Genomic DNA, 26969 nt, shown 5'->3' with positions numbered 1-26969 from the left:
CGTGGTGAACCTGGGGAACCTTCCGGCTCAGAGCGCGTCGACCGATGCCGCGCACATGGTGGTGGCCGGGGACGACGCCCTGGCGCACCGGCTCGCCACCGAACTGCGCGGGGTGTACGGCGAGCAGGTGACCCTGGTCGTGCCGCCCGCCCAGCGGAGCGTGCGGCCGCCGGTGGTGGGACGGACGCGGGCCACGGCCCTGTTCGACCGGGTGTCCGCGGCGGTGAACCGGGCCTCCGGGAATGGTGATTCAGCGGGCACCCGGACGCTCGAACCTCCTGGCTCCGAGCGGCTGTTGGAGGCCCCCGAGCTCACCGAGGCCATGCTCGCCGACGCGGGCGTCGAGCGGGCAGCCGCGCTGGCACTCGTGTACGACGACGACGAGACCAACATCCGGGCCGCGCTCACCGCCCGGCGGCTCAACCCGCGGATCCGGCTGGTCCTGCGGCTCTACAACCGGCGCCTCGGCCAGCACATCGAGGCCCTCCTCGACCAGGCCTCGGCGTTGGCCGCCGCGGGAGCCGCGGCAGACGCTGCGGCCGCGGGAGTCGACAGTGGCGTCGAGGCGTTCGACGCGTCCACAACCGTGCTGTCCGACGCCGACACCGCCGCGCCCGCGCTGGCCGCGACCGCCGTGGCCGGCACCAGCAAGGTCGTCCAGACCGATGGGCTGATGCTGCGCGCGGTGGAGCGGCCGCCGCCGGGGCCGGGGGAGGTCGCCGATCCGGGACTGTGCACGCTGGCGCTGCTGTCCGCGACGACCAACGACCCCGCCGGCGCCGACGGATCCGAGAGCAGTGGGGCGCAAGGGCCCCAACTCCTGCCCGACGAGCGGGCGGTGGCCGCCGCCACGGGGCGCGGGACCGTCGTGCTGGAGAACGTGTCGTACTCCGGTCCCGAGCTGTCCTCGGGGCGCAGCGTCGTACCCTTCGCGTCGCTGCTGTCGCGGCGGCTGCGCTGGTCGTTCGCGGGGCTCGTGGGGTGTGTGGTCGGCCTCGCCGTCGCGTCGATGATGGTCACCGGGGAGCCTCCGCTGAAGGCGACCTATCTGACACTGCTCGATCTCTTCGCCATCAACGACCCCGCCATCGGGCAACCCCTCGGGCGGCAGATCCTCCAACTCTTCTCCGGGCTCGTCGGCTTGCTGCTGCTGCCCGTGCTGCTGGCCGCCGTGCTGGAGGCGCTCGGCACGTTCCGCAGTGGCTCCGCGTTGCGGCGGCCGCCGCGTGGACTGTCCGGGCATGTGGTGCTGCTCGGGGTCGGCAAGATCGGCACGCGGGTGCTGGCGCGGCTGCGGGAGCTGCACATTCCCGTGGTGTGCGTCGAGGCCGACCCCGAGGCGCGGGGGCTGGCGCTGGCGCGGCGGCTTCGGGTGCCGGTGGTGCTGGGTGATGTGACTCAGGAGGGGGTGCTGGAGGCCGCCAAGATTCATCGGGCGCATGCGCTGCTCGCGTTGACCAGCGCGGACACGATGAACTTGGAGGCCGCGTTGTACGCGCGCACCGTGCGGCCCGATTTGCGGGTGGTGCTGCGGCTGTACGACGACGACTTCGCGACCGCGGTGTACCGGACCCTGCGGGCCGCGTATCCCGATGCGCTCACCCGGAGTCGGAGTGTGTCCCATCTGGCGGCGCCCGCGTTCGCCGGGGCCATGATGGGGCGGCAGATCCTTGGGACGATTCCTGTTGAGCGGCGGGTGCTGCTCTTTGCCGCGGTGGATGTGGGTGGGCATCCGCAGTTGGAGGGGCGGACGGTGGGGGAGGCGTTTCGGGCGGGGGCGTGGCGGGTGCTTGCGCTGGATACCGCGGCGCCGGGTGAGCGCCGGGGCGGTTCAACGTCGTCCGGCTCGACGTCCGACTCAGCGTCCGGCTCGACGTCCGACTCAGCGTCCGGCTCGACGTCCGGCTCGACGTCCGGCTCACGCAGTCCTGGGCTGGTGTGGGACCTCCCCTCCACGTATGTGCTCCGCCCTGAGGACCGGGTGGTGCTGGCCGCGACCCGGCGGGGGCTCGCGGAGCTGCTCGGGCGGCGGCCGCGGGAGCGGGCCGGGGCGTAGGCCCGCTGGAGCGGGGCCGGGGCGTAGGCCCGCTGGAGCGGGGCCGGGGCGTAGGCCCGCTGGAGCGGGGCCGGGGCGTAGGCCCGCTGGAGCGGGGCCGGGGCGTAGGCGCCTGGGCGTAGGCGCCGCGGCGCCCTCGGGAGCGCGGGCGGGGGGCGTAGGCGTTTTCGCCCCCGCCGCCCCTACCCGTCCCGTACCTGGGGGCTGCCGCCCCCAGGCCCCCGCTTCGGCCTGAACGGCCTCGTCTTCAACACCCGACGGGCCAGAACTCTCCGGCCACGGCAGTTACCGACCCAAGTGCCTCTCCGCGAAGTCCAGTTCCAGGCGGACCTGCTTGATGCGTTCGTCGACGACCAGGGAGCCGTGGCCCGCGTCGTAGCGGTAGACCTCGTGGATGGCGTCGCGGGCGGCGAGGCGGGTGACGTAGTTGTCGATCTGGCGGATGGGGCAGCGGGGGTCGTTGACGCCTGCGGAGATGTAGACGGGGGCCTTGACCGCGTCGACGTAGGTGAGGGGGGAGGACGCCTCGAAGCGTTCGGGGACCTCCTCAGGGGTGCCGCCGAGGAGGGTGCGGTCCATGGCCTTGAGTGCCTCCATCTCGTCGTGGTACGCCGTGACGTAGTCGGCGACCGGGACGGCGGCGATGCCGAGAGTCCAGGCGTCTGGCTGCGTGCCGAGACCGAGGAGGGTGAGGTAGCCGCCCCAGGAGCCGCCGGTGAGGATCAGGCGGTCGGGGTCCGCCAGACCGGACGTCACCGCCCATTCGCGGACCGCGGCGATGTCCTCCAGCTCGATCAGGCCGACCCGGTGCTTGAGCGCGTCCGTCCACTCTCGGCCGTAGCCGGTGGAGCCTCGGTAGTTGACCCGGACCACCGCGTAGCCGTGGTCCACCCAGGCGGCGGGGCCCGCCGCGAACGAGTCACTGTCGTGCCAGGTCGGGCCGCCGTGGATGTCGAAGACCGTGGGGAGGGGGCCCGTGGTGCCCGCCGGCTTCTGGACCAGGGCGTGGATGCGGCCGCCGGGGCCCTCGACCCAGACGTCCTCCACCGGGACCGATCCCGGGGACTTCAGGCCGGGGGGATCGAGGACGACCTCGCCGGTCGTCGAGCGGACCGTCGAGGGCTCGGCCGCCGAGGACCACAGGTACTCCACCGTGCCGTCCGGGCGGGCGGTCGCCCCGGACACCGTGCCGGGAGGCGTCGGGACCCGCACCAGCTCGCGGGAGACGAGGTCGTAGCGCCACAGGTCGCTGCGGGCCTCGAAGCTGTGGGCGATGAGGAGGGCGGAACCGTCCGGGTACCACTCGGCCGCCACGTCGCCGGGCAGGTCGAGGCCCAGGTCCGTCTCCTCGCCGGTCCCGACGTCCCACACCAGCGGCTCCCAGCGGCCACGCCGCTGGTGTCCGATGAGCAGCCGCGTGTCCCCGTCGACCGGGGCGAAGCCGAGCACCTCCAGGCCCAGCTCGACCGTGCCGTCCTTGGTGTCGTCGAGCTCCGCGAGCGTCGAACCGTCCGGGCGCAGCACCCGCAGCGCCGAGTGCATCGCGTCGCCGTGCTCGGTGTGCTCGATGGCGATCAGCGAGCCGTCGTGCGAGAGGTCGCCGACTCCCGCCGACTCGCGGTGGCGGTAGATCTCCACGGGGGCCTCGCCGACCCGGGCCACATGGATCGTCGAGCCGTCGTCGTCCGTCGAGCGGCCCACCACCGCCGTACGCCCGTCGCGTCCGATGGCGAGTCCTGCGGGGTAGGAGGGTTCGAGGCCGGGGACTGCCGGGTCGTCGACGTCCCCACCCGAGGGTTCACCGGTGAATCGCTGGCGGCGCCAGATGCCGAACTCGTCGCCGTCCTTGTCGTCGAACCACCAGATCCACTCGCCGTCGGGCGAGAGCACCCCGTCCGTCGTGCCGTTCGCCCGGTGTGTGACCTGGCGCTGCTCCCCCGTCACGCGATCCCACGCGTACAGCTCGTACGTCCCCGTCGCGTTCGAGACGAACAGGGAGCGGTGCGGGGCGTTCTCCGCCCAGTCCGGCAGCGACACCCTCGGCGCCCGGAAGCGCTTCTCCCAGTCGGGCATGGCCGCCTGCCGCTGCTCCTGCGGCTGCTCGACGGCCGCCTGCTGCTCGATGGACCCGTTGCTCTCAGTCATGGCCCCATAGTGCCTGGCCCTCCCGACAATTCGCTGGCGAGGCCCTCAGCCTGTGGATAACTTCGCGGCCATGTACTCTCCGACGCCCGCCGACTGGCACGAAGCCAACCAAGCACACTGGGACGAACGGGTCCCGCTGCACGTCGCCAGCGACTACTACGACCTCGACGCCTTCCGCGCCGGCAAGGACGCCCTGCGCGACTTCGAACGCGCGGAGGTCGGGGACATCACGGGACGGTCGCTGCTTCATCTGCAGTGCCACATCGGCCTCGACACCCTGTCCTGGGCACGGCACGGAGCCTCCCGCGTCGTCGGCCTCGACTTCTCCGAACCGGCCGTCGAGGTGGCCCGCGATCTCGCCGGTGAACTGGGGTTCTCCGCCGGACGCGCGGCCTTCGTCGCGGCCGACGTGTACGACGCGAGGGAGACCGTGCCGGATTCCTCGTACGACATCGTCTATACGGGGGTGGGCGCGCTGTGCTGGCTGCCCGACATCCGCCGCTGGGCCGAGACCGTCGCCGCCCTGATCGCCCCCGGCGGCTTCCTCTACCTCGCCGAGTTCCACCCGCTCACCGACGTCCTCGACGACGAGACCGGCTCGCGGATCATCAACGACTACTTCACGCGGGACGCCTGGATCAACGGGCTGTCGGGCACATACGCCGATCTCGATGCCGCCACGACCCACAACCGCAGCGTGGAGTGGCAGCACCCGCTCGGCGAGGTCGTCTCCGCGCTCGCCGCCGCGGGCCTGCGCATCGAGTTCCTGCACGAGCACGACGTCTCGCTCTTCCGGCGGTTCGAGTCGTTCGAGGTGCGGGACGGGTATCACCGCTTCCCGGCGGACCGGCCGCGCATCCCACTCATGTACTCGCTGAAGGCCAGTAAGGGGTAGCGCCACAATCGGGCATTTGTACAGGTCAGGGCCGATTGTCAGTGGCGGGATGCAGACTTCTTCGCATGACGGATCTGCGCAAGACAGTCGAGAGGTTCTGGGCCGCCGCCGAGTCCCGGGACTGGGCTACGTTCTCCGACACCCTGGCCGAGGACGTCGAGTACACGCTGCCGCAGACGCGGGAGCGAATCCGCGGCCGCGGGCGGTACGTCGAGTTCAACCGTGAGTATCCGGGCGACTGGCACCTCACGGTCGAGCGGGTGATAGCCGAGCCCGATCAGGTCGTCACCTGGGCCCACTTCACCGTGGGTCTGGACGAGATGTACGCCATCTCGTTCTTCACGGGGGACGGATCCGGGCGAATAGCCGCCATCACCGACTTCTGGCCGGAGCCGTACGAACCCCCGGCGGGCCGCGATCACCTGACCGAGCGGTACTGACCCCGCGGCCCGGCAGCCCGTACGGGCCCCGTACCTTGGAAGGCGTGTACCGGTTCCTGCTGACGCCCCGCTGGTGGGGGATCAACGTCTTCGTGCTGTTGGCCATCCCCTTCTGCATCTTCATGGGGTCATGGCAGTTGGGGCGGTTCGAGGACCGGGTCAAGGACCACCGGACGGCGAGCGAACAGGTCACGTCGGCCAAGACGCAGGCGGCCCGTCCGCTCACCCAGCTGCTGCCCGTGGACCAGAACACGTCGGGCAAGCAGGCCACCGCCACCGGCCGGTACGACACGCAGCTGCTGGTGCCCGACCGTGAGCTGGACGGCAAGCACGGGTTCTATGTGCTGACGATGCTGCGGATCGACGGCGGCCAGGCGCTGCCCGTGGTCCGGGGCTGGCTGCCGGGTGACGCGGACCCGGCGAAGGCACCGGCCGCGCCCACCGGCGAGGTCACGGTGACGGGTGCCCTGCAGGCGTCCGAGAGCCCGGGGTCGAACGGCGTCAGTGCGGCCGGCGGGCTCCCCAAGGGGCAGACCGGCGCGATCAGCTCGGCGTCGCTGGTGAACCTGGTGCCGTACAAGCCGTACGACGCGTGGATCACCCTCGACAAGGCGGACAGTGGGATGAAGGCGGTGCCCGCGACCGCGCCGCAGAACAGCGGCCTGGACCTGAAGGCGTTCCAGAACCTCGGCTACACCGGGGAGTGGTTCGTCTTCGCGGGCTTCGTGGTCTTCATGTGGTTCCGGCTGCTGCGCCGCGAGGTGGAGTTCGCACGGGACGCGGAGCTGGGCCTGGCCCCGGACGGGTCCGAGGAGCGGGTCGGGGGCGAGCAGCGGGCCAAGGACGAGGCCGAGCAGCGGACCGAGGGCGAGACGAGCGCCCCCGCGTCGGCGTCGCCCACCGCCTAGGGATCGCCGCTTCGTCCAAGGACGAAGACGGGGACCGGGACCGGGACGGGACAAGGGTGCCGCTACGCCCAGAGTGCGACGTCTCTCCCCTCAGAAACCCCGGGAAGCCGCCACGCCCAAGGGGCCGAACGCGTCCGCCCAGGAAGTCGCCACGCCCAACGGGCCGAAGGCGTCCGCTCAGGAGGCCGCCAGGATCCCCGTGTGAATGACCGTGCCCGCGCACGCGTTGGACACCGTGGCCGACGCCGTGGCCGCGCCCGTCTCCGCCGTGTTGGTGACGACGACGCTGCCGTCGGCCACGCCGTCCTCCGTGACGAGCTGCGCCGAGGTGCCGCCCGTTTCGGTGGACGTGCCGCCGGTGTCGGTGGTGCCCTCCGTGGGGGACGGGTCCGGTGAGGGCTCCGAGGTGGTCGGACAGGTCTCCGAGGGCACCCAGGCGAACTTCACCACGTACGAGGCGCCCGGCTGGAGCACCAGGGAGGTGACCTCGGCGGACGGGTCGGGCAGCCCGGTGGCCGCGTCGCCCGACACATGCGTTGCCACGCCGACCTTGGCCTGGTCCGCCGCGTCCTGCGCTGCCGCGCTCACCGTGCCCGCGCTGGAGACCGTACAGGCGGCCGTGGAGACGTTCGAGACGGTGAAGGAGCCGTAGACCGCGCCGGCGGAGTCCGGGGTGCCGACGGCGCTGGTGGCCCCGCCGAGCTGCGCCGCCGTACACGCGGTCGCGGTCACGGCCGAGGCGGTCGGGTCGGCTCCGCCCGTGGCGGCCCCGCTGCCCCCGTCCTTGCCCTTGTCGGGCGTGCCCTTCTGGCCGTCCTTGCCCTTGTCCTTGGAGGTGCCGGCGGAGCCGCCGGCGGCCTTCCCGTCGCCGCCGTCCGTGCCCTTGCCCTCGCCCGCGCCACCCTGGGCCTGCGAGCTGTTCGCGGCTATGGACGGGTCGGCGTTCGACCCCGAGGAGTTCGAGACGTGCACGAAGGCGGGGACGGCGGTGCCGATGAAGAGCGCGGCGGCCGCCATACCGACGACGGCCTGGCGCTTGCGGGCTCGTCTGGCCGGAACCGCACGGCGCAGATGCTCCAGGGTGCCGTCGGTGGGCTCGATCTCCTGCACCGCCTGGTGCAGCAGCCGGCGCAGCGCCAGCTCGTCCGAGCCGAGCCCGTCGGGTCCCGGTCCGTCGGGGCGGTGTCCGTCGGGGCCGTGGTTCACAGTTCCGTTCCCAGCATGTTGCTCGCGCTCGTCTTCGTGGGGCTCGTGCCGGTCCATCGGCTCATGCCACTCGTAGGGCTCGTGTCGGTCGTGGGTGTCACGTCGCTCGCTCATGCCGGGGCCTCCATGGCGATACGGAGCGCCGCGATGCCGCGCGAGCCGTACGCCTTCACCGAGCCCAGCGATATCCCGAGCGTCTCGGCGACCTGGGCCTCGGTCATGTCCGCGAAGTAGCGCAGGACCAGGACCTCGCGCTGGCGGCGCTGGAGTCCCTTCATGGCCTTGATCAGCGCGTCCCGCTCCAGCTGGTCGTACGCACCTTCCTCGGCGCTCGCCATGTCGGGCATCGGCTTCGAGAGGAGCTTGAGGCCGAGGATGCGCCGGCGCAGGGCGGAGCGCGAGAGGTTCACGACGGTCTGGCGCAGATACGCGAGCGTCTTCTCGGGGTCGCGGACGCGTTTGCGCGCCGAGTGCACCCGGATGAAGGCCTCCTGGACGACGTCCTCGCAGGAGGCGGTGTCGTCGAGCAGGAGTGCCGCGAGGCCCAGGAGCGACCGGTAGTGGGCGCGGTAGGTCTCGGTGAGATGGTCGACGGTGGTACCCGCCGCCAGGCTGTCCTCAGCGCCGTCGCGCTGGTTCGGTATGCGGGCGGGCCGCGCTGCGGGCATGGGCGCGATCACCGGCATGCCGCCGGGCGCGCCGGGGCTGCGGAGACGGCGGGGTGGACGGAGGGCTGTGCCCCTCGTCTGTACCGCGGTGAATTCGAGTACCTCTGCCACGCCAGTTGGACACGCGTCCCCCCGAGAGGGTTGTACGCATCAGGCATCGCTTTTGCGTCAGGCACCCCGTTTGACAATGCGTCAAATGCCCTCATGCGTACCAGCTCATCCCCTATGCCCCATATGCCATACCGCTCGGGCCACCCCTGAATGGCGACCGCAAAGACGCTCCCCGCCCTCCGCGCGGTTGCGGAGGACGGGGAGTGAAATCTTCGAACGCCGAGCGGGTTCGATTCAAGTGGTCCGGACCATTACTCCGGCCACAGAACCGACACAGATCCTACAAACGAATCCCTCGACGGCCACCGAGATTCCGGCTGCCGGACATCGGGAGCGCAGAACCTGCGGCCCCGGCGCACCGCCAGAACGCTGAACCTACGCTCCGATGATCTCCGCCGCCACCAACTCCGCGATCTGAGCGGTGTTCAATGCAGCACCCTTGCGCAGGTTGTCCCCGCACACAAACAGTTCGAGAGCCGTCGAATCGTCGAGCGCCCGGCGCACCCGGCCCACCCAGGTCGGGTCGGTGCCCACCACATCGGCGGGCGTGGGGAACTCACCGGCGGCGGGGTTGTCGAACAGCACGACCCCGGGGGCGGTGGCGAGGATCTCCCGCGCCTTCGCGACCGTGACCTCGCCCTGGAAGCGGGCGTGCACGGTCAGGGAGTGCGTGGTGACGACGGGGACGCGTACACACGTCACGGCGACCTTCAGCCCCGGGAGCCCGAGGATCTTGCGTGACTCGTTCCGTACCTTCATCTCCTCCGAGGACCAGCCGTCCTCGGCGAGGGATCCGGCCCACGGCACCACGTTCAGCGCCACCGGCTCCGGGAACGGCCCCGTGTGGTCGCCCACGGCGCGCCGTACGTCTCCGGGGTTCGTCCCCAGTTCCGTACCGGCGACGAGCGACATCTGCCGGCGCAGGGTGTCGACGCCCGCGCGGCCCGCGCCGCTGACCGCCTGGTAGCTGGAGACGACCAGCTCGCGCAGCCCGAACTCGGCGTGCAGCGCGCCCAGGGCGACGATCATGGAGAGGGTCGTGCAGTTCGGGTTGGAGATGATCCCGCGCGGGCGCACGCGCGCCGCGTGCGGATTGACCTCGGGGACGACGAGGGGCACGTCCGGGTCCATCCGGAAGGCGCCCGAGTTGTCGACGACGACCGCGCCCTTGGCGGCGACGATGGGCGCCCATTGAGCGGCCACCTCGTCCGGTACGTCGAACATCGCGACGTCGACCCCGTCGAAGGCCTCCTCCGACAGGGCCACGACCTCGACCTCCTCGCCGCGCAGGGTCAGCTTGCGACCGGCGGAGCGCGGCGAGGCGATCAGACGGATCTCGCCCCAGATGTCCGCATGCTGGGACAGGATCTGGAGCATGACCGTGCCGACGGCTCCGGTCGCTCCCACGACCGCGAGCGTCGGTCCCGCGGGCCTGGCCATCAGCGGCCGGTGCCGCCGTACGAAAGGACGGTCATCGTCCGGTGCCTCCGTAGACGACGGCTTCGTCGCTGTCGGAGTCGAGGCCGAAGGCGGTGTGCACGGCGCGGACGGCCTCGGGGACGTCGTCGGCGCGGGTGACCACGGAGATACGGATCTCGGAGGTGGAGATCAGCTCGATGTTCACCCCCGCGTCCGAGAGGGCCTCGAAGAAGCCGGCGGTGACGCCCGGGTTGGTCTTCATCCCGGCGCCGACCAGGGAGATCTTGCCGATCTGGTCGTCGTAGCGCAGCGAGTCGAAGCCGATCACGCCCTTGGCCTTCTCCAGGGCGTCGATGGCCTTGCGGCCCTCGGTCTTGGGAAGGGTGAAGGAGATGTCCGTCAGGCCGGTGGAGGCGGCGGACACGTTCTGCACGACCATGTCGATGTTGATCTCGGCGTCGGCGATCGCGCGGAAGATCGAGGCGGCCTCGCCCGGCTTGTCCGGCACGCCCACGACCGTGACCTTGGCCTCGGAGGTGTCGTGCGCGACACCGGAAATGATGGCCTGCTCCACCGTCTTGTCCCCTTGCTGAATCGGCTCGTTGCTGACCCAGGTGCCCTGCAGCCCGGAGAAGGAGGAGCGCACATGGATCGGGATGTTGTAGCGGCGCGCGTACTCCACACAGCGGTGAAGCAGCACCTTGGAGCCGGACGCGGCGAGCTCCAGCATGTCCTCGAAGGCGATCTGGTCGATCTTCTTCGCCTTCTTCACCACCCGCGGGTCGGCGGTGAACACGCCGTCCACGTCGGTGTAGATCTCGCAGACCTCGGCGTCGAGGGCGGCCGCGAGCGCGACAGCCGTCGTGTCGGACCCGCCGCGCCCCAGCGTGGTGATGTCCTTCTTGTCCTGCGAGACGCCCTGGAAGCCGGCGACGATGGCGATGTTGCCCTCGTCGAGGGCCGTACGAATACGACCGGGCGTGACGTCGATGATCCGCGCTTTGTTGTGGACCGAGTCGGTGATGACACCCGCCTGGCTGCCGGTGAAGCTCTGGGCGCTGTGGCCCAGGTTTTTGATCGCCATGGCCAGCAGGGCCATGGAGATCCGCTCTCCGGCGGTCAGCAGCATGTCGAACTCTCGTCCGCTGGGCATCGGGGATACCTGCTCGGCGAGATCGATCAGCTCGTCCGTCGTGTCGCCCATCGCGGAAACGACCACGACCACCTGGTGGCCGTTCTTCTTCGCTTCCACGATCCGCTTGGCAACACGCTTGATGCCCTCGGCATCGGCTACGGAGGAGCCTCCGTACTTCTGCACGACAAGGCCCACGTGCGCTCCTCGCTCAGTCTGTCTCTGCACCGCACAACTGCGGTCGGCTCAGTCTAACGAGCGGCCGGAAATCCCTTCCGAAGTATCGCATCGTGAGATGTCCCGCTCACGACGTGATCACTCCGAGGACGTCAGGTCAGCCGGGCCTTCCGGCCGCTCCGAGACCGCACCTGCCCGCGCTCCCGCCCGCCACTCCGGAAAGTGCCCCGTGTCACACGGGGCCTCTGTGACTTAAGTTTCAAGCACTAAGGTTCCGCCTGTGCGCGTACTCCTGGTGGAAGACGACGAGCCGGTCGCCGAATCGCTCCGGCGCGGGCTGCTGCGCTACGGCTTCGAGGTCGAGTGGGTGACCACGGGCGGGGCGGCGCTGGCGCACGAGGGCCCCTGCGACGTCGTCCTGCTCGACCTCGGCCTGCCCGACACCGACGGCCTCGACGTCTGCAAGGCGCTGCGGGCGCGCGGCGAGATCCCGATCATCGTGATCAGCGCGCGCAGCGACGAGACGGACCGGGTGGTCGGCCTGGAGATCGGCGCGGACGACTATGTGTCCAAGCCCTTCGGCGTACGCGAGGTCATCGCGCGGATAAGGGCGGTGATGCGCCGCGTGCAGCCGCGCACTCTTGCGGACAGCGGCCCGGACCGCTACGGACCCCGCCTGACCATCGACCGCAGGGCCGCCCGCGTACGCCTTGACGGCGAGGAGGTGGCCCTCGCGCCCAAGGAGTACGACCTGCTCGCGTTCCTCACCGAGGAGCCGGGCGCTCTGATGTCGCGCGAGCAGATCATGGAAGCGGTCTGGGACGCCAACTGGTTCGGGCCGACCAAGACGCTGGACGTGCATGTGGCGGCGCTGCGCCGGAAGCTGGCGGGCGCGATCGCCATCGAGGCCGTCCGCGGGGTCGGCTTCCGCCTGGAGGTCGTGAAGACCGCTGACGACGACCCGCCCCACCGACTGGCTGACGGCACGTCATGATCCGGCAGCTGATCGTCAGTTACGTCCTTCTCGTGGCCGTCGCGCTCACGGCCTTCACCGTGCCGGTCGCGTTCACGCTGACCGCGCAGCTGCGCGGGGACACCGAGGAGTCCGTACGGCGGGAGGCGCGGACCATGGCACTGCTGCTGGCGGACGGGGACGCGGCGTCGCGGGCGGCGCTGACGCGGATGTCCGCGGCGTACGCCGCCGAGACCCCCGGCACCGTGCACGTCCTCCCGGCCTCCGAGGCGCCCTCGGGCGGGAAGGCCACGGCGCACTGGGGCGGCGGCGCGCTGAAGGTGACCGCTCCGGCGCGGCGGGACGGCCGGACGGTGGGTGCGGTGCAAGTCACGTACCCCACCTCCGACTTGACGGCCCGGCTGTGGCGGATCTGGGGTTTCCGGGCGATCCTGGCGGTCGGGGTGCTGGCGGTGGCGGCGGGTCTGGGCGCGCTGGTGGCGCGCCGGCTGACCCGCCCGCTGCGGCAGTTGAACGACATGGCGAGCCGCTTCGGCGACGGTGACCTCACGGCGCGCTCACCGGTGACGGGCCCCCCGGAGACCCAGCGGCTCGCACGGACGTTGAACTCGGGTGCGGAACGCCTGGACATCCTGATCGACTCCCAGCGCATCTTCGTGGCGGATGCCTCCCACCAACTCCGTACGCCTCTGACCGCGTTGCGCCTGTCGCTGGACAACATCGCGGACGGGGTCGACGACGCGTTCGTCCAGGAGGACGTGGAGCAGGCCACCGCCGAGGTGGTCCGGATGAGCCGCCTGGTGAACGGCCTGCTCGTGCTCGCCCGGGCCGAGGCGAAGGTGACCTCGGCGGAGGCGTTGCCGCTCGGCGACGTGGTCGCGGAGCGGCTGGCGGTGTGGCGGCCGGCCGCCGAGGAGCGCGGCGTGGGAATCGCGCTCGAAGGGGATGTCGACGGCCGGCTGCCCGTGCTGGCCAGCCCCGGCCACCTGGACCAGGTGCTGGACAACGTGCTCTCCAATGCCCTGGAGGTCTCCCCGGACGGTGCGACGATCACCGTACGGATGACGGCGGGCGCGGACTCGGTGGTCCTGTCGGTCCTCGACGAGGGCCCCGGCATGTCCGACGCCGAGAAGGCCCGCGCCTTCGACCGCTTCTGGCGCGGTCAGGGCCTGACCGGGCGCTCCGGCTCGGGCCTCGGCCTCGCGATCGTCAAGCAGCTGGTGACGGACGACGGCGGGACGGTGGCGCTGAAGGACGCTCCCCCGGTCCCGGCTTCGCTGGACCGCGGGCACCCCCTTGGCGGCGGGCTGTGCGTGGCGATCAGCCTTCGCTCGGCAGCACAGAGGAGTGGTGGTTGACGATCAGCCACTCGCCGTCGCGCTTCTCGTACTCGTACGAGTAACGGGCCTCGACCTGACGCTTCTCCCCCGTCTTCGGGTCGGTCAGCGTGAATGCGTACAGACCGGCGTCGATCGCGGAGTTCTTGTCGAGGACGTTGACGACGGTCCTGATCTTCTTGCCCCGCGGCTTGTTCAGCAGGAAGTGCTCGAAGTAGTCGACGATCTCGCCGTGCGTGGTGCGGATCTTGGGCGAGGCGGTGGGCAGGAGAACGGCGTCGCTCGCGTACCGGTCCGCGACCTTCTCGGCGTCGCCGGTGGCAAGGGCGTCGTTCCAGCCGTCGAAGAGAGCGGCGATCTGCGCCTTGGTGGGCTTGGTGGACTTGGGCTCCGCACTGGCCGAGGTGATTCCGACGCCCACGGTGGTCGCGACGGCGAGGGCGGAGGCGGTGAGTATCGCGGCTCGGGTGCGGCTGCGGGGCTGACGCTGCATGGCAACTCCAGTGCGGTGGGGGTGGATTGCTCCCGTCCACGAGGCTCCGCGGCGGCCTGCTTTGCTCTGCGGTGGGAGTGACTCCAGCCTCGCGTTGCGCTGGTTAGGGGCTGTTCAGGAGACGTGCAGGGCTGATCCAAGACCCGGCCAACTCACGTCGGGTGAGCGGGGGGTTACGCATGAGCCGGGTCGCGTGCGGGGGTTCCGGCGGGGGCAAAGGCCTTCCATGACAGGTGAGTTGCTGCTGGGTGTCATCGTGCTGGTGGGGTCCTGCGTGCAGTGGCTCACCGGAATGGGCTTCGCGCTCGTCGCGGTGCCCGCGCTCGTGCTGTTGCTCGGCCCGGCCGAAGGGGTCGTCCTCGCCAACTGCGCCGCCGGAGCGATCAGTGTCGTGGGGCTCGCGGGCGGGTGGCGGAGGGTACGGCCGCGCGCGATGGTGCCGCTGTGCGTGGCGGCGGCGTGCACGGTTCCGGCGGGTGCCTGGCTGGCCCGGCGATTGCCGGAGCCCGTGCTGCTGGTGTTCATGGGCGCGCTCGTGACCGTCGCCGTGGCGCTGGTCATGCGGGGCGCGCGGGTGCCCGCCCTGCGCGGGACCAAGGGCGCGGTGGCCGCGGGGGCGGCGGGCGGGTTCATGAACTCCGCGGCGGGGGTCGGCGGCCCGCCGGTTTCCCTGTACGCCGTCAACGCCGGTTGGACCGTACGGGAGTTCGTGCCGAACGCACAGTTCTACGGGGTGGTGGTGAACGCGTTCTCGGTGGCCGCGAACGGGGTGCCCCACCTCGACGGGCCGGTCTGGGCACTGGCGGTGGCGGGGATGGCGGCGGGAGCCCTGGTCGGCAGGGCGCTCGCACAGCGCGTACCCGAGAAGGGGGCCCGCCTGCTGGTGCTGCTGCTGGCGCTGACCGGCGGGGTCACGACGCTGGGGAAAGGGCTGTGGGGGTTGTGAGGGCGGCGGCGAAGGCTGCCCCGCGCATCCTCGGCGCTTGGTCATCCGCGCCGTACGGCAGAGGCCGCACCGCCCCGTCGGGCGGCCGGGCATTCCGCGCCCATCCCGCCGTGTCCCGGTCACGGCCGCCGCCCCGACCGGCCTTGGACGTCCCGCACACACGCTGATTGCCGCGCGCCCGGGGCCCCTTCGGAGCAACCCCGACGTGGGGCCGGAGACATCGACGACTACGGTGCCAGCCAGATCAACGCTCGCGGGGAGGATTCCGGTGCAGAACGTGGACGGTCCGGCGCGCCGATGGTGGCCGGCGGCGGCCGCGGTGACGGTTGCGCTGATCGGGGGTCTGCTCCTGGCCGGCCAGATTCTCCAACTCCAGCACGGCGACGCGGAGTTGGCCGCACTGCGTGACCACGGGCGGCATACGTCGGCTCATGCGACCCTGGCCACCGCCTGCTCCTTCGGAGGGCGCGGGACGAGCTGCGACACGTCCTCGGTGTGGCTCGACTTCACGGACACCGCCGGTCAGCCCGTCACCGAACCCGAAGAGGCGATCGACGGCTCCCTCTACGTCCCGCACGGTCCCCGGGACCCCGAGGGCCGGGTGGCGACGACGGTCGTCTACGACCCCGCACATCCGGACCAGGCCCAGGCCCAGGGCGCCCTGGACCAAGGGTTCCTCGACCTGGCGACCCACCACTGGGCCGCACTGACCCTCGCGCTCGTCCTGCTCGGCGCGGGCATCAGCGGTGGCATCGCCACTTGGCCGCAGCGTACGGGGAGATGAAGGCGGCGGAAGGGAGTTACTTGACCGTGCGCAAGCCCAGCGGCCCCGCGATCTCCTCCGCCATGACCTTGCCCGCCTCCTCCGCGAGGGCGTCCTCGCCGAGGTCCTGGTCGGTGTCGAGACCGTCGAGCTCCTCCAGGGGCTGGTTCAGCCGCACGTGAGCCACCACGGACTGCAGGGCGCGCAGGGCCGCGGAGGCGGTGGAGCCCCAGTTGGAGAAGTAGGAGAACTGCCACCACCACAGGGCTTCCGTGGTGCGGCCCGCGCGGTAGTGGGCCATGCCGTGGCGGAGGTCGGTGATGACGTCGGCCAGGTCGTCGGAGATACGGGCGGGCACCGGGGCCTTGCGCGGCTCGTAGGGGTCGAAGACCTCCGAGTACACGTCGATCGGTTCCAGCATCACCGCCAGGCGCTCGCGGAGTTCGTCGACGTCCGGCTCGGGGCCCAGGTCGGGCTCGTAGCGCTCGTCGGGGACGATGTCCTCGTGCGCGCCGAGACGGCCGCCGGCCAGGAGGAGTTGGGAGACCTCCAGGAGGAGGAAGGGCACGGCCGAGTCCGGCTCGTCGCCCTTGGCCACCTCGGTGACGGCGACCAGGAAGCTCTCTACCTGGTCCGCGATCTGGACCACGAAGTCGTCGGGGTCCTGGCTGGTCGCGTGCAGCGTGGCGTCAGACATCTAGAAGTCGTCTCCCCTCGAAGGCGCGGCCGAGCGTGACCTCGTCCGCGTATTCCAGGTCGCCGCCCACAGGGAGGCCGCTGGCCAGGCGGGTGACCTTGAGGCCCATGGGCTTGATCATGCGGGCGAGGTACGTGGCCGTGGCCTCGCCTTCCAGGTTCGGGTCCGTGGCGAGGATCAGTTCCGTGACCGTGCCGTCGGCCAGGCGCGCGAGGAGTTCCCTTATCCGGAGGTCGTCCGGACCCACGCCCTCGATGGGGCTGATCGCTCCGCCCAGCACGTGGTACTTGCCTCGGAACTCGCGGGTGCGCTCGATCGCCACCACGTCCTTCGGCTCCTCCACCACACAGATCACCGACAGGTCGCGGCGCGGGTCGCGGCAGATGTTGCACAGCTCCTCCTGCGCGATATTGCCGCAGGTCGCGCAGAAGCGGACCTTCGCCTTGACCTCCATGAGGGCCTGTGCGAGACGGCGGACGTCCGTCGGCTCGGCCTGCAGGATGTGGAAGGCGATCCGCTGCGCGCTCTTGGGACCGACGCCGGGCAGCCGCCCCAGTTCGTCGATGAGGTCCTGGACCACGCCTTCGTACAACGGATTGCCTTTCCTGGTTCCTGGATCCTGCTTCGTCTTGTCTGTCGTCCTGGTGCGTACGGTAGTTGGCCGCTGCCTGTCTTAGAAAGGCAGGCCGGGGATACCGCTGCCGCCGCCGAGGCCCTGGGTGAGCGGGCCGAGCTTCTGCTGCTGGAGCGCCTGCGCGTTCTCGTTGGCCGCCTGGACGGCCGCGACGATCAGATCGGCGAGGGTTTCCGTGTCCTCGGGGTCGACCGCCTTCGGGTCGATCACCAGGGCGCGGAGCTCTCCGGAGCCCGTCACGGTCGCCTTCACCAGGCCGCCGCCCGCTTGGCCGTCGACCTCCGTGCGCGCCAGCTCCTCCTGCGCGTTCGCAAGGTCCTGTTGCATCTTCTGGGCCTGCTGGAGCAGCTGCTGCATATTGGGCTGGCCACCACCGGGAATCACGATCAGCTCCTGGTTCGTACGGCTTTCCGGCAGGGTTTTCCCGCCTGGCACGAGCCTACGTGCTTCGGTGGGCGATCGCTCCAGCACTCTTTCGAGTGAGCCAATCTGGATTCCTATACCTGATCAAGGCCCTCTTCCGGGCGGAAAAGCGGTGAAACCCGGGTCATCGCCACCCATTGGGCGGTAGGAAGGGTGCGGCGCTTTGGCACCACACGTCACGATGCGTCACGCAGCGTCGTCAGTGCAGCGTCATCACCGTCGTCAGTAGGGAGTGCCGGGTGAGTCAGCCGGAGATGCAGCCCGAGGGGCCGCCCCAGGACGGGCGGAGCGACGGTGCGGCGGAGCTGCGGCCGGGCGACCTGACGGGCCGGCCGTTTCCGCTCGGGGACTGGGGGGAGCCCGCCGAGCGGCTCCACGAGCTGTACCGGTGGGTGGAGCGGGGGGCGCTCGACACGGCTTCCTGGTATCTCGCGGACCGGGTGTGGAAGCGGTGGGGGGCGCGGGTGCTGCGGTGCGGGGCCGCGGCCGGGGCCGTGGCCGGGGCGGCGCTGCCGCTGCTCGACCTCACCGGGGTGGTGGGCGGGGTCGCCCCCTGGGGGTATCTGGCGTTGCTGCTCGGGGTCGCGTGCGTCGCCGGGGACCGGTTCTTCGGGGTGACCTCGGGGTGGATAAGGGACGTGGCCACGGCACAGGCCGTGCAGCGGCGGCTGCAGGTGCTGCAGTTCGACTGGGCGTCCGAGTGTGTGCGGGAGGTGCTGGGGCCGACGGACGGGACGGCCAGTGAGGCCGCGGAACGGTGTCTGGGGGTGTTGCGACGGTTCTCCGAGGATGTGACGGAGTTGGTGCGCGCCGAGACCGCGGACTGGATGGTGGAGTTCCGGACGGGGTCGGCGCCGCTGGGTATTCAGTCCTCCCTGGCCGGTTCACCCCGCCCTGAGGGCACCCCGACCGGGCGGCTGCCGTTGCCTCCGGGGAACCGGCCGAACATGCCTCGGCAGCGGCCGCCGGAGCCTCGGTAGAAGCAGGCTCTCGCCCCCTCCGCCCCGTGCCTTGGGCTGCCGCCCCCAGACCCCCTCTTCGGCCTTGACGGCCTCACCCTCGGACGGCGGACGGGCTGAAAGATCAAGCGCCGGACGGGCTGAATGCCCCCGCGTGCGCCCTCGCCCACTGGGCGAATGTGCGGGCCGGGCGGTCCAGGAGTTTCTGCACCGTGGGGAGGACCTCGGTGCCCCGGTCGTCGTGGAGGGTGCGGTTCATGATCGCTTCCACCACCTCCGGCGGGAATCCGTAGCGGGTCATGGCGGTGCGGGTCGCTTCGGCGGGGACTTCGCGTACGCGCAGGGGGCGGCTCAGGACGTCCGCGAGGATCGTCAGTTCCTCCGTCGGGGTCAGGGATCGTGGGCCCGACAACTCGTAGGCGGCGCCCGCGTGTTCATCACCCCGCGCGGTCAGCGCCGCGCACGCCACCGCCGCGATGTCCGCCGGGTCGATGCTCGCCGCCGGCCGGTCGGCGAACGGGATGGGGACCTCGTCGGCCCCGCGGATCGCCGGCGCCCACTGGAGCGCGTTCGACATGAAACGGCCCGGGCGCAGCAGAGTCCAAGCCCACCCCTTGGCGGGAGAGGTCACCGCCCTTTCCGCCGTGGCGTGCCAGCGGGCGATGACATCCGCACCGTCCCCCGCGTCCCCTCCGGCCCTTCCAGCTCCCGCAGCCCCTGCGGCCCCTCCGTTCAGTACCGACAGCTTCACCAACCGCTCCACACCCGCGCGGGCAGCCGCTTCCGCGAGGGCCGTGTCGTGCGTCGGGCCCGGGGCCGATCCCACCGCCTGGGACGACATCAGGAAGGCGCCGCGCACGCCCGCGAACGCCTGGTCCAGGCTCGCCGGGTCGTTCGCGTCGCCGTACACCGTCTCCACCCGCCCCTCCACCCCGGTGGAGAACCGCGCCTGCGCGGGCCGGCGCGTCATCGCGCGCACCGGCTGTCCGGCCTCGGCCAGCTGTCGTACCAGCTCGCCGCCCACATGCCCCGTCGCTCCGGTCACCAGGATCATCGTGCGCCTCCCTCGGAAGTCGTCCGGATCTCGTTCGGCCCGGATTCCATTCCAGAGTGGTCGCGCAACTGCCCGTCGGCGTCCCGCAGAAGGAGGCACCTCCCCTGCTTCCCCCGGAGTACCGGAACACCGGGGTCGAACGGTGAACGTCACCCGTCGCCGCAGATCTTCAACCCCACCGGCGTCCCGCACGGCAGATGTCCGTGCGTGCGGATCACGTCCTGGCCGCTGCCCCGGCTGATGTAGGAGAGGAAGCTGGAGGCGAGGGAGTCGGCGGGCGGCTGGCCGTAGGTGTAGGCGTACTCGATCTCGCGGTACGGGTAGTCGGAGGTGCCGTGCTCCAGGTCCTCGACGGACGGGGTGTGGCCGTCGAGGTTGAGCTTCCGCAGACCCTCGTGAGCGGTGGCGCTGTTGAGTTCGCTGTAGCCGATCGCGCCGGGAAGCTTGGCGACCGTGTTCAACACCTGGTCGGTGGAGTCGAGTTCGCAGCGCACGACGGGGGCCGTGGGGTCGTCCTTGTGGACGCAGTCCAGTGAGGAGTTGGCGATCTCGCCGCGCCCCAGCACCCGCCGCTGGAAGACTTGTCGCGTGCCGGAGTTGGCGTCCCGGCTGACGAGGACGACGGGCCGGTCGGGGCCGCCGAGTTGCTTCCAGTTCTTGATCTCACCGCGGTAGAGACGGCGTACGTCGACGAGCGAGAGGTTCTTCACCGGGATGTCGTCGTTGACGACGAGCGCGAAGACCGAGACGGCGATCCGGTTCTCGCGCAGCCGGTCCAGACCGCTCGGCTTGGGGCCGTCGGAGAGGGCGACGACGGCCGGCGAGCCGTTCTTCGACTTCGCCCCGGCGGCGTCGAGTTCGCGCACCCCGGCGGTGCTGCCGTGCGGATCCACGGCGATGGTGGCGCCCTCGCAGTCCTTCTCGTACTTATTGGCCAGCTCGCGCATCACGGGCTCGAAGGCCGTCGAGCCGGTGACCGCCAGCGTGCCCTTCTCGCAGCCGACCGGGGGCGGGGTGTCGTCGCGCAGCACGACGATCAGCGCGAGCGTGACGACGCACACGGTCAGCATCACCGTGATCAGCCGGGCCGCGCGGCTGAACAGCGGCGGCTGATCGTCCGGTGTCGTACTGCGGTTGGGGCTGACCTCGCCGTCCCGGATGCCGCCGATGAGCCGCACCTCGCTGCCCACATGGCCGCCCGACAGCAGCACGAGCAGCTTGAAGTGCTCGCCGCGGTTGAGCGGGACGCGCGGGATGCGCAGGGTGCCGCCGTCGTAGCCGAGGCCCGCGGACGGGGTGAAGTGGTCCATGAGGTGGTCGGTACCGGGCGGCTGGGTCACCGACACACCGCGGATCGTACGGTCGGCGAACACCGCTGTCAGGCCGTGGAGTTCGCGGCCCGTGTAGTCGTTGTCGGCGATGCTCTGCGAACCGTCGTTCTCGACCCGTAGCAGGACGAAGGTGGCGTCCGCCATGCCCGGCGCCTCGTCGAACCAGCCGAGCCGCACGTTCGCCCGCCCCGAGCTCACGTTCTCGCCGATCGGGTTGTCCATCTGGACGCGGTACCCGATCCTCTTGCGCCGCGGCACCCGGCGCTCGTACCAGACCATCCCCGCGGAGGCCACGACGCCCACGACGGCGGTCGCCACGGCCACGACGTTCTCTGCGCTCAGCCACTCCACTTGAGCCACTCCCCCGAGCCTCACCGTGCGGTCACGGTACGACTCGGGCCGGAAACATCCGACATACGGGAGGTGAACTTCACCAGCGTTTCAACGGCCTTTCATTGCAGGCCAGTTGGCCCATGCAACTGATCCCTCATCAGCCGCCCTTCGTGTACGTCAGCGCCTCGCCCGAATCCTTGTTCACGCGGCGCAGGCTGCCGTCCGAGAGGAGGGTGACCTCGGAGGCGGCGCCCGGCGAACAGGAGGAGGCCGGGCCCACGGTGACTTCGGAGGGGCCGATCTCCAGGGGCCCGTCGGCGCCCGGGGCCTCGGCCAGCTTGGCCTGGAAGACACAGTGGTAGGTGCCGCTGCCGGCCGGGCCGTCCGCGGTGAGCGAGAGCACCGTGTCGCCCACCTCGCCCTGCTGGATGGTCAGTCGGCGGGTGTTGTGGCCTGTCGCGTTGTCGATGCTGGTGTTCCAGGTGCCGAGGAAGGCCTCCGGGATCGTGCCGCCCTCGGAGGCCGACGCGCTGGGCGACCCGGACGACGGGGACGGCTGCGACGTGCTCGGGCCGGGTGTCGTGGGCGCGCTGGACGCGGGCGACACCCCGGAGTTCTTGTTGTCGTCGTCGCTCCCGCTGCCCTTCATCAACGCGTACACACTGCCGCCCGCGCCGAGCGCGACGACCAGGGCCACGACGATCAGGGCGGCGGTGGAGCGGCTGCTTCTGCGCGAGGGTTCGGGCTGGTGGGGGGCGACTCCGGGACCGTACGGGGGTGTCGCGCCTCCTGGGCCGTACGGATTGGGGGCGACGCCCGGGCCGTACGGGGGTGTCGAGCCGTACGGGCCCGGCTGCTGGCCCCAGCCCTGCTGGGGATAGCCGTACGCGGGGTGGGGCGTGCCCGGGCCGGTGGGCTGCGGGTGCTGCTGGGGGTAGCCGTACGCGGGGTGCGGGGTGGCGGGCGGTGCGGTCGGCGGAGGTGTCTGGCCGGCGCCCGCGATCATCGTGGGGAGGTGGTTGAGGGGAGCGGGCTGCCCGGGCGCGGGCGGGGTGGCGCCCTCCTCGGCCGGGGCGGGGGCGTGTTCCGGGGAGGCCTCGGGCGGGGCGGACGGGGGCTTGGACAAGTCCGGGGCCTGGGCCGGGGGCGCCGGTGGCAGGGCCGGGGCACTCGGCACCGGCATCTCGCCCGACGCCTCGTCGGGGTTCTCCGTGTCCAGCAACTGCACCGCATGCCGCCCGAGTTGGGCGACCAGCGCGCTCGGCAGCCACGGGTCGCGGGTGCGCCCGTCGGAGACGGTGTCCTCGGCGCCGGTGCGCTCCAGGATCCGGTCGAGGGTGGGCCGGGCGGCGGGGTCCTTGCGCAGACAGTCGCGCACGAGGTCGGCGAGGCCCTCGGGCAGGCCCTCCAGGTCGGGTTCCTCCTGCGCGATGCGGAACATCATCGCGTGCACACCGCTGTTGGTCGACCCGAAGGGAAGGGCGCCGGTGGCGGCGTACGCGAGGACCGAGCCGAGGCAGAAGACGTCGCACGCAGGCGTGATGCGGTCACCGCGGACCTGCTCCGGGGCCATGAAGCCGGGCGAGCCGACGAGCGCGCCGGTGCGCGTGAGGCCGCCGTCGGTCACCGTCTCCAGGGCGCGCGCGATGCCGAAGTCGATGACGCGCGGCCCGTCGATGGTGACCAGCACATTGGACGGCTTGAGGTCCCGGTGGATCAGCCCCGCGGCGTGGATGTCCTTCAGCGCGTGCGCCAGCCCGGCGGCGAGGATGCGGACGGAGCGCTCGGGGAGCGCGCCGTGGTCGTGACCGACGACGGCCTGCAGGCTGGGCCCGGCGACGTAACCGGTGGCCACCCACGGGATCTCGGCATCCGTGTCGGCGTCCAGAACGGGCGCCGTCCAGTACCCGCCGACCCGCCGCGCGGCCTGCACCTCCTGCCGGAAGCGCGCCCGGAACTCCTCCTGTTCGGCGAGCTCGTCGCGTACGAGCTTGACCGCGACGGTGCGTCCCCGGTCGGACCGGGCGAGATACACGTGCCCCATCCCGCCGGCGCCGAGACGCGCCAGCAGCCGATACGCCCCGATCCGCTGCGGATCCCCCGCCCCCAGCTTCTCCATGGCTGCGCCCACCTTCCCCCGTATGTGTGCAACAGACCGAGGATAGTGCCGCCGTACGGGGAGGTGGATGGGGCGGTGTCTACGGTTCCGTAACAGGGGATGCCGTTTCCGTGACCGGCGCCGCGATCTCCGCGACCGGTGCCGTGAGGTCGTCGAGCATCGCGGACAGGCGCTCCAGCACGCGTACGGTCTGAGCGAGTTCGCTGTCACCGAGGGCCTCGGCGAGGCGGTCGGCGAAGGCCGCGTGGCCGGGCCCGATCCTGGCGATCGCGGCGCGGCCCTCATCCGCCGGGGAGAGCAGCTTGGCGCGGCGGTGGGCGGGGTTGGGGAGGTACTCCGCGAGACCCTTGTCCACCAGCAGGTCGGCGATGCGCTGCACGCTCTGCCGGGTGATGCCCATGGCGCGGGCGATCCCGGACACGGGCAGGGGCTCGCCGAGCACCGCGCCGAGCACCTGCCACCAGGCGGCGGTCAGCCCGGCGGGCTTGGCCAACTCCTCGGCGACGGACAGGAATTGACCGTTGAGCCGGAAGGCCGCGAGGGCGCTGCGACTGAACAGGTCCTGGCGCTCCCGGCTCACCGCGCGGCCTTTTCGAGTACGGCGTAGGCCTCCGCGTCGGAGTCGTGGAACAGCCGGTACCAGGCGTCCAGCACCTCGCCCTCGTACACGCCGAGGAGGCGGAAGACCTCGCGGGCGAAGGCGACGGGTTCGGTGGGACCGGCCGTGACGAGCTTGCCGTCGGTGACGGCGTCGGCGTCCACGTACCGCTCGCCGCCCGCGTACCCGGTGGCGGCGAGGTAGAAGGACACGGCGCTGGTGTGGTCGCGGTCGTCGAGCAGGCCTTCACAGGCGAGCCCGGCCGTCGCGCCGCAGATCGCGGCGACGGGCACGCCGGCGTCGAGGAAGACGCGGGCCTTGCGGGCGAAGGGGGCGAGGTCGTCGCTCGTGTCCCAGAGGTCCGCGCCCGTGAGGATCAGCAAGGAGCTGTCTTCGGGGCGGACGTCGTCGAGCGCGAGGTCGGGCTGGACGCGGAGCCCGCCGATGGTGGTGACCGGCTCCCGAGTGGGGCCGACCGTCCGGACCTCGTACCCGGCGCGGGCGAGATACGCGGTCGTGTGCCCCGTCTCCCAGTCGGCGAAGGTGTCGTAGACGGCGAGGTGGACGGGCTTGCGGTGCGGGGCGCTCGCGTCGTCGGTGGCGGCGTTCATGACTCTTCACCCTCCTCGGGCGAGCCGAAGGTTATGTGAGCATGCTGTCAATTCGACAGCATGCTGTCAACAGGGACGACGCCACAGTCAAGCCCGACAGACTGTCGCGGAAAGCCCCCGACCACAGACAGGACGCCGATATCGCGTCCACTCCGTGGACATTTACGCTTCGGCGCATGACCCCTCAGCCCAACCCTCAGGTCGGCGCCGCCGTGAAGGCCGCGGACCGTGCGCACGTGTTCCACTCCTGGTCCGCGCAGGAGCTCATCGACCCGCTCGCCGTCGCCGGCGCGGAGGGGTCGTACTTCTGGGACTACGAAGGCAAGCGGTATCTGGACTTCACCAGCGGGCTCGTCTTCACCAACATCGGGTACCAGCACCCGAAGGTCGTCGCCGCGATCCAGGAGCAGGCCGCAACCCTGTCCACGTTCGCGCCCGCCTTCGCCGTCGAGGCGCGCTCGGAGGCGGCCCGGCTGATAGCCGAGCGCACCCCCGGCGACCTCGACAAGATCTTCTTCACCAACGGTGGCGCGGAGGCCGTCGAGAACGCCACGCGCATGGCCCGGCTGCACACCGGGCGGCCGAAGGTGCTCTCCGCGTACCGCTCGTACCACGGGGCCACCTCCACCGCGATCAACCTCACCGGTGATCCGCGGCGCTGGCCGAACGACATCGGCGCGGCGGGTGTCGTCCACTTCTGGGCGCCCTTCCTCTACCGCTCGCCCTTCCACTCGGACAGCGAGCAGCAGGAGTGCGAGCGGGCGCTGCAGCACCTCGAGGACACGATCGCCTTCGAGGGGCCGGGGACCGTCGCGGCGGTGATCCTGGAGACGATTCCGGGCACGGCGGGGATCATGACGCCGCCGGCCGGCTATCTCGCGGGCGTCCGGGAGATCTGTGACCGGTACGGGATCGTCTTCGTCCTCGACGAGGTCATGGCCGGGTTCGGGCGTACGGGCGAGTGGTTCGCCGCCGACCACTTCGGCGTGACGCCGGACCTGATGACCTTCGCGAAGGGCGTGAACTCCGGGTACGTGCCGCTGGGCGGTGTCGCGATCTCCGGTGCGATCGCGGAGACCTTCGCCCGTCGGCCCTATCCCGGTGGGCTCACGTACTCCGGGCACCCGCTGGCCTGTGCGGCCGCCGTCGCCACCATCAACGTGATGGAGGAGGAGGACATCGTCGGGCAGGCCGCGCGGATCGGTGAGACCGTCATCGGTCCCGGGCTGCGTGATCTCGCCGAGCGGCACCCCAGTGTCGGCGAGGTGCGGGGTACGGGCGTCTTCTGGGCCCTGGAGCTGGTGAAGGACCGGGAGACCCGGGAGCCGCTGGTGCCGTACAACGCGGCGGGTGAGGCGAACGCTCCGATGGCCGCGTTCGGTGCCGCCGCGAAGGCGCAGGGTCTGTGGCCTTTCATCAACATGAACCGCACCCATGTCGTGCCGCCGTGCAACATCACGGAGGCCGAGGCCAAGGAGGGGCTGGCGGCGCTGGACGCGGCGCTGGCGGTGGCGGACGAACACACGGTGTGACCGCGGGGGGCTTCGTCCCCTCCGCCCCTGCCCGTCCGGTACCTGGGGGGCTGCGCCCCCAGACCCCCTGGGTCGTCTTTCGGGTGCGGGTGGGTGGGGGCTTGTCGCGCAGTTCCCCGCGCCCCTTACGGGGGCGAAAAACCCACCCCCCAACCCCCACCGCGTATGGTGGCGTGCTCGGAGAGATACGCGAGTAGACCGACCACGTACCCACGCGATGGGGGAGCGAGACACCATGCCCGGCAGCGGCGGCAATGGGGCCGTAACCCGCAGCACCCTGCGGCAGCAGATCGCGGACGCGCTCCGCGACGAGGTGCTCGCAGGCCGTCTCCAGCCGGGCCAGGAGTTCACGGTGAAGGAGATCGCCGAGCAGTACGGCGTCTCCGCGACCCCCGTCCGCGAGGCCCTGGTCGACCTGTCGGCCCAGGGCCTGCTGGAAGCGGACCAGCACCGCGGCTTCCGCGTGCACGAGTACTCGGCGGCCGACTACCGCGGCATGATCGAGGCCCGCAGCCTGGTCACGGACGGCATGTTCCACAACCTCGTCGCCGGCGGCATGCGGCAGCTCAGCGCCCCCCGCGCCGCCGTCGCCCTCGCAGGAGTCCGCCGCCGCGGCGAGGAGGCCCAGCGCGCCGCCACCGCCGGCGACCTGAACATCCTCATCGGCTACGACCTCCGCTTCTGGCGCGAGCTCAGCGGCCTCTTCGGCAACCCCTACCTCGCCGACTTCCTGCACCGTCTGCGCGTCCAGTCCTGGGTCTGCACGGTCCAGCACCTGCGCCGGGTCGACGACCTGAAGGGCTACCTGTGGTCCGGCCACACGGAACTGGTCGACGCGCTGGCCCGCCGCGACCCGGAAGCGGCCCACGCGATCGTCACGGCGTACAACGAGCACTCGCTCGCCCTGATCGAGCGCCTGGACGCCGGATGATCTCTTCCACCCGGCCGGCACCAACCAGCCCGTCCGGCGTTTGAGGACGAGCCCTTCGGGCGATCGGAGGTTCGGGGG

Annotated in this window: 25 protein-coding genes; 11 read left to right on the top strand and 14 right to left on the bottom strand. The window is 71.3% G+C overall.

Annotated elements, in window-relative coordinates; all coding sequences use genetic code 11:
* Window positions 1-55 precede the first annotated feature (55 nt).
* Complete coding sequence (locus AB5J53_RS25955) at window positions 56-2056, top strand: NAD-binding protein (protein WP_369252469.1); 2001 nt, start codon at window positions 56-58, stop codon at window positions 2054-2056.
* Window positions 2057-2341: 285 nt separating this feature from the next.
* Here AB5J53_RS25955 and AB5J53_RS25950 read toward each other — a convergent pair whose 3' ends face one another.
* On the bottom strand, window positions 2342-4201 hold the full coding sequence (locus AB5J53_RS25950) for a prolyl oligopeptidase family serine peptidase (RefSeq protein WP_369248057.1): 1860 nt from the start codon (window positions 4199-4201) through the stop codon (window positions 2342-2344).
* 70 nt (window positions 4202-4271) lie between these two features.
* Here AB5J53_RS25950 and AB5J53_RS25945 point away from each other — a divergent pair, with 70 nt between their 5' ends.
* The 3 genes from AB5J53_RS25945 to AB5J53_RS25935 all read left to right on the top strand — a co-directional run bounded on the left by AB5J53_RS25945 (window position 4272) and on the right by AB5J53_RS25935 (window position 6444).
* Complete coding sequence (locus AB5J53_RS25945) at window positions 4272-5096, top strand: class I SAM-dependent methyltransferase (protein ID WP_369248056.1); 825 nt, start codon at window positions 4272-4274, stop codon at window positions 5094-5096.
* A gap of 65 nt (window positions 5097-5161) precedes the next feature.
* Entirely contained in the window at window positions 5162-5536 is a 375-nt protein-coding gene (locus AB5J53_RS25940; protein WP_369248055.1) for a nuclear transport factor 2 family protein, read from the top strand.
* 44 nt (window positions 5537-5580) lie between these two features.
* Window positions 5581-6444: an SURF1 family protein gene (locus AB5J53_RS25935; RefSeq protein ID WP_369248054.1), complete on the top strand. Its 864-nt coding sequence runs from the start codon at window positions 5581-5583 to the stop codon at window positions 6442-6444.
* Window positions 6445-6621: 177 nt separating this feature from the next.
* On the opposite strand, the gene AB5J53_RS25930 is transcribed toward AB5J53_RS25935, so the two are convergent.
* The 4 genes from AB5J53_RS25930 to AB5J53_RS25915 all read right to left on the bottom strand — a co-directional run bounded on the left by AB5J53_RS25930 (window position 6622) and on the right by AB5J53_RS25915 (window position 11178).
* Window positions 6622-7764, bottom strand: a complete 1143-nt coding sequence (locus tag AB5J53_RS25930) for a hypothetical protein (RefSeq protein ID WP_369248053.1) — start codon at window positions 7762-7764, stop codon at window positions 6622-6624.
* Window positions 7761-8336, bottom strand: a complete 576-nt coding sequence (locus AB5J53_RS25925) for a SigE family RNA polymerase sigma factor (RefSeq protein WP_189188804.1) — start codon at window positions 8334-8336, stop codon at window positions 7761-7763. Before AB5J53_RS25925 ends, AB5J53_RS25930 begins: the two co-directional genes overlap by 4 nt.
* Window positions 8337-8804: 468 nt before the next feature.
* The gene (locus AB5J53_RS25920) at window positions 8805-9869 is read right to left on the bottom strand and encodes an aspartate-semialdehyde dehydrogenase (RefSeq protein WP_369248052.1); all 1065 of its coding nucleotides are present in this window, start codon (window positions 9867-9869) and stop codon (window positions 8805-8807) included.
* A gap of 31 nt (window positions 9870-9900) precedes the next feature.
* Window positions 9901-11178, bottom strand: a complete 1278-nt coding sequence (locus tag AB5J53_RS25915) for an aspartate kinase (RefSeq protein WP_369248051.1) — start codon at window positions 11176-11178, stop codon at window positions 9901-9903.
* A 259-nt stretch (window positions 11179-11437) separates the two neighbouring features.
* On the opposite strand from AB5J53_RS25915, the gene AB5J53_RS25910 reads away from it, so the two are divergent.
* Complete coding sequence (locus AB5J53_RS25910) at window positions 11438-12151, top strand: response regulator transcription factor (protein ID WP_369248050.1); 714 nt, start codon at window positions 11438-11440, stop codon at window positions 12149-12151.
* Window positions 12148-13488 carry a sensor histidine kinase gene (locus tag AB5J53_RS25905; protein WP_369248049.1) on the top strand — a complete coding sequence of 447 codons (1341 nt, stop codon included), beginning with the start codon at window positions 12148-12150 and terminating at the stop codon, window positions 13486-13488. The genes AB5J53_RS25910 and AB5J53_RS25905 overlap by 4 nt, the downstream gene beginning before the upstream one ends.
* On the opposite strand, the gene AB5J53_RS25900 is transcribed toward AB5J53_RS25905, so the two are convergent.
* A complete protein-coding gene (locus AB5J53_RS25900) occupies window positions 13451-13960 on the bottom strand; it encodes an SgcJ/EcaC family oxidoreductase (protein ID WP_369248048.1) in 510 nt (169 codons plus the stop codon). The two genes, AB5J53_RS25905 and AB5J53_RS25900, sit on opposite strands and share 38 nt — an antisense overlap.
* A gap of 226 nt (window positions 13961-14186) precedes the next feature.
* Between AB5J53_RS25900 and AB5J53_RS25895 the strand changes: the two genes are divergently transcribed.
* Window positions 14187-14906, top strand: a complete 720-nt coding sequence (locus AB5J53_RS25895) for a sulfite exporter TauE/SafE family protein (RefSeq protein ID WP_369248047.1) — start codon at window positions 14187-14189, stop codon at window positions 14904-14906.
* A 268-nt stretch (window positions 14907-15174) separates the two neighbouring features.
* Window positions 15175-15690: a DUF3592 domain-containing protein gene (locus AB5J53_RS25890; protein WP_369248046.1), complete on the top strand. Its 516-nt coding sequence runs from the start codon at window positions 15175-15177 to the stop codon at window positions 15688-15690.
* A gap of 16 nt (window positions 15691-15706) precedes the next feature.
* On the opposite strand, the gene AB5J53_RS25885 is transcribed toward AB5J53_RS25890, so the two are convergent.
* The 3 genes from AB5J53_RS25885 to AB5J53_RS25875 all read right to left on the bottom strand — a co-directional run bounded on the left by AB5J53_RS25885 (window position 15707) and on the right by AB5J53_RS25875 (window position 17384).
* Window positions 15707-16366 (bottom strand): DUF5063 domain-containing protein, encoded by a 660-nt coding sequence (locus tag AB5J53_RS25885; protein ID WP_369248045.1) that lies wholly within the window; start codon window positions 16364-16366, stop codon window positions 15707-15709.
* On the bottom strand, window positions 16359-16958 hold the full coding sequence (recR, locus tag AB5J53_RS25880) for a recombination mediator RecR (protein WP_369248044.1): 600 nt from the start codon (window positions 16956-16958) through the stop codon (window positions 16359-16361). The genes AB5J53_RS25885 and recR overlap by 8 nt, the downstream gene beginning before the upstream one ends.
* 81 nt (window positions 16959-17039) lie before the next feature.
* The gene (locus AB5J53_RS25875) at window positions 17040-17384 is read right to left on the bottom strand and encodes a YbaB/EbfC family nucleoid-associated protein (RefSeq protein WP_369252467.1); all 345 of its coding nucleotides are present in this window, start codon (window positions 17382-17384) and stop codon (window positions 17040-17042) included.
* A gap of 278 nt (window positions 17385-17662) precedes the next feature.
* Between AB5J53_RS25875 and AB5J53_RS25870 the strand changes: the two genes are divergently transcribed.
* Entirely contained in the window at window positions 17663-18403 is a 741-nt protein-coding gene (locus AB5J53_RS25870) for an SLATT domain-containing protein (protein WP_369248043.1), read from the top strand.
* A 103-nt stretch (window positions 18404-18506) separates the two neighbouring features.
* On the opposite strand, the gene AB5J53_RS25865 is transcribed toward AB5J53_RS25870, so the two are convergent.
* The 5 genes from AB5J53_RS25865 to AB5J53_RS25845 all read right to left on the bottom strand — a co-directional run bounded on the left by AB5J53_RS25865 (window position 18507) and on the right by AB5J53_RS25845 (window position 24428).
* Complete coding sequence (locus AB5J53_RS25865; RefSeq protein ID WP_369248042.1) at window positions 18507-19436, bottom strand: NAD(P)H-binding protein; 930 nt, start codon at window positions 19434-19436, stop codon at window positions 18507-18509.
* A gap of 149 nt (window positions 19437-19585) precedes the next feature.
* Window positions 19586-21118, bottom strand: a complete 1533-nt coding sequence (locus tag AB5J53_RS25860; protein ID WP_369252465.1) for a substrate-binding domain-containing protein — start codon at window positions 21116-21118, stop codon at window positions 19586-19588.
* Between the two features lie 139 nt (window positions 21119-21257).
* Window positions 21258-23219: a serine/threonine-protein kinase gene (locus tag AB5J53_RS25855; RefSeq protein WP_369248041.1), complete on the bottom strand. Its 1962-nt coding sequence runs from the start codon at window positions 23217-23219 to the stop codon at window positions 21258-21260.
* Between the two features lie 79 nt (window positions 23220-23298).
* Window positions 23299-23799 carry a MarR family winged helix-turn-helix transcriptional regulator gene (locus AB5J53_RS25850; RefSeq protein ID WP_369248040.1) on the bottom strand — a complete coding sequence of 167 codons (501 nt, stop codon included), beginning with the start codon at window positions 23797-23799 and terminating at the stop codon, window positions 23299-23301.
* Window positions 23796-24428, bottom strand: coding sequence for a type 1 glutamine amidotransferase family protein (locus tag AB5J53_RS25845; RefSeq protein WP_369248039.1), 633 nt, complete (start codon window positions 24426-24428; stop codon window positions 23796-23798). Before AB5J53_RS25845 ends, AB5J53_RS25850 begins: the two co-directional genes overlap by 4 nt.
* A 176-nt stretch (window positions 24429-24604) precedes the next feature.
* On the opposite strand from AB5J53_RS25845, the gene AB5J53_RS25840 reads away from it, so the two are divergent.
* A complete protein-coding gene (locus tag AB5J53_RS25840) occupies window positions 24605-25960 on the top strand; it encodes an aspartate aminotransferase family protein (RefSeq protein ID WP_369248038.1) in 1356 nt (451 codons plus the stop codon).
* 235 nt (window positions 25961-26195) lie between these two features.
* A complete protein-coding gene (locus AB5J53_RS25835) occupies window positions 26196-26891 on the top strand; it encodes a GntR family transcriptional regulator (RefSeq protein ID WP_369248037.1) in 696 nt (231 codons plus the stop codon).
* The last annotated feature ends 78 nt before the right edge of the window (window positions 26892-26969 follow it).

Origin of the sequence: Streptomyces sp. R41, from assembly GCF_041053055.1 — a bacterium.
Lineage (GTDB): Bacteria > Actinomycetota > Actinomycetes > Streptomycetales > Streptomycetaceae > Streptomyces.
This window is presented reverse-complemented; position numbering and strand designations above follow the sequence as displayed.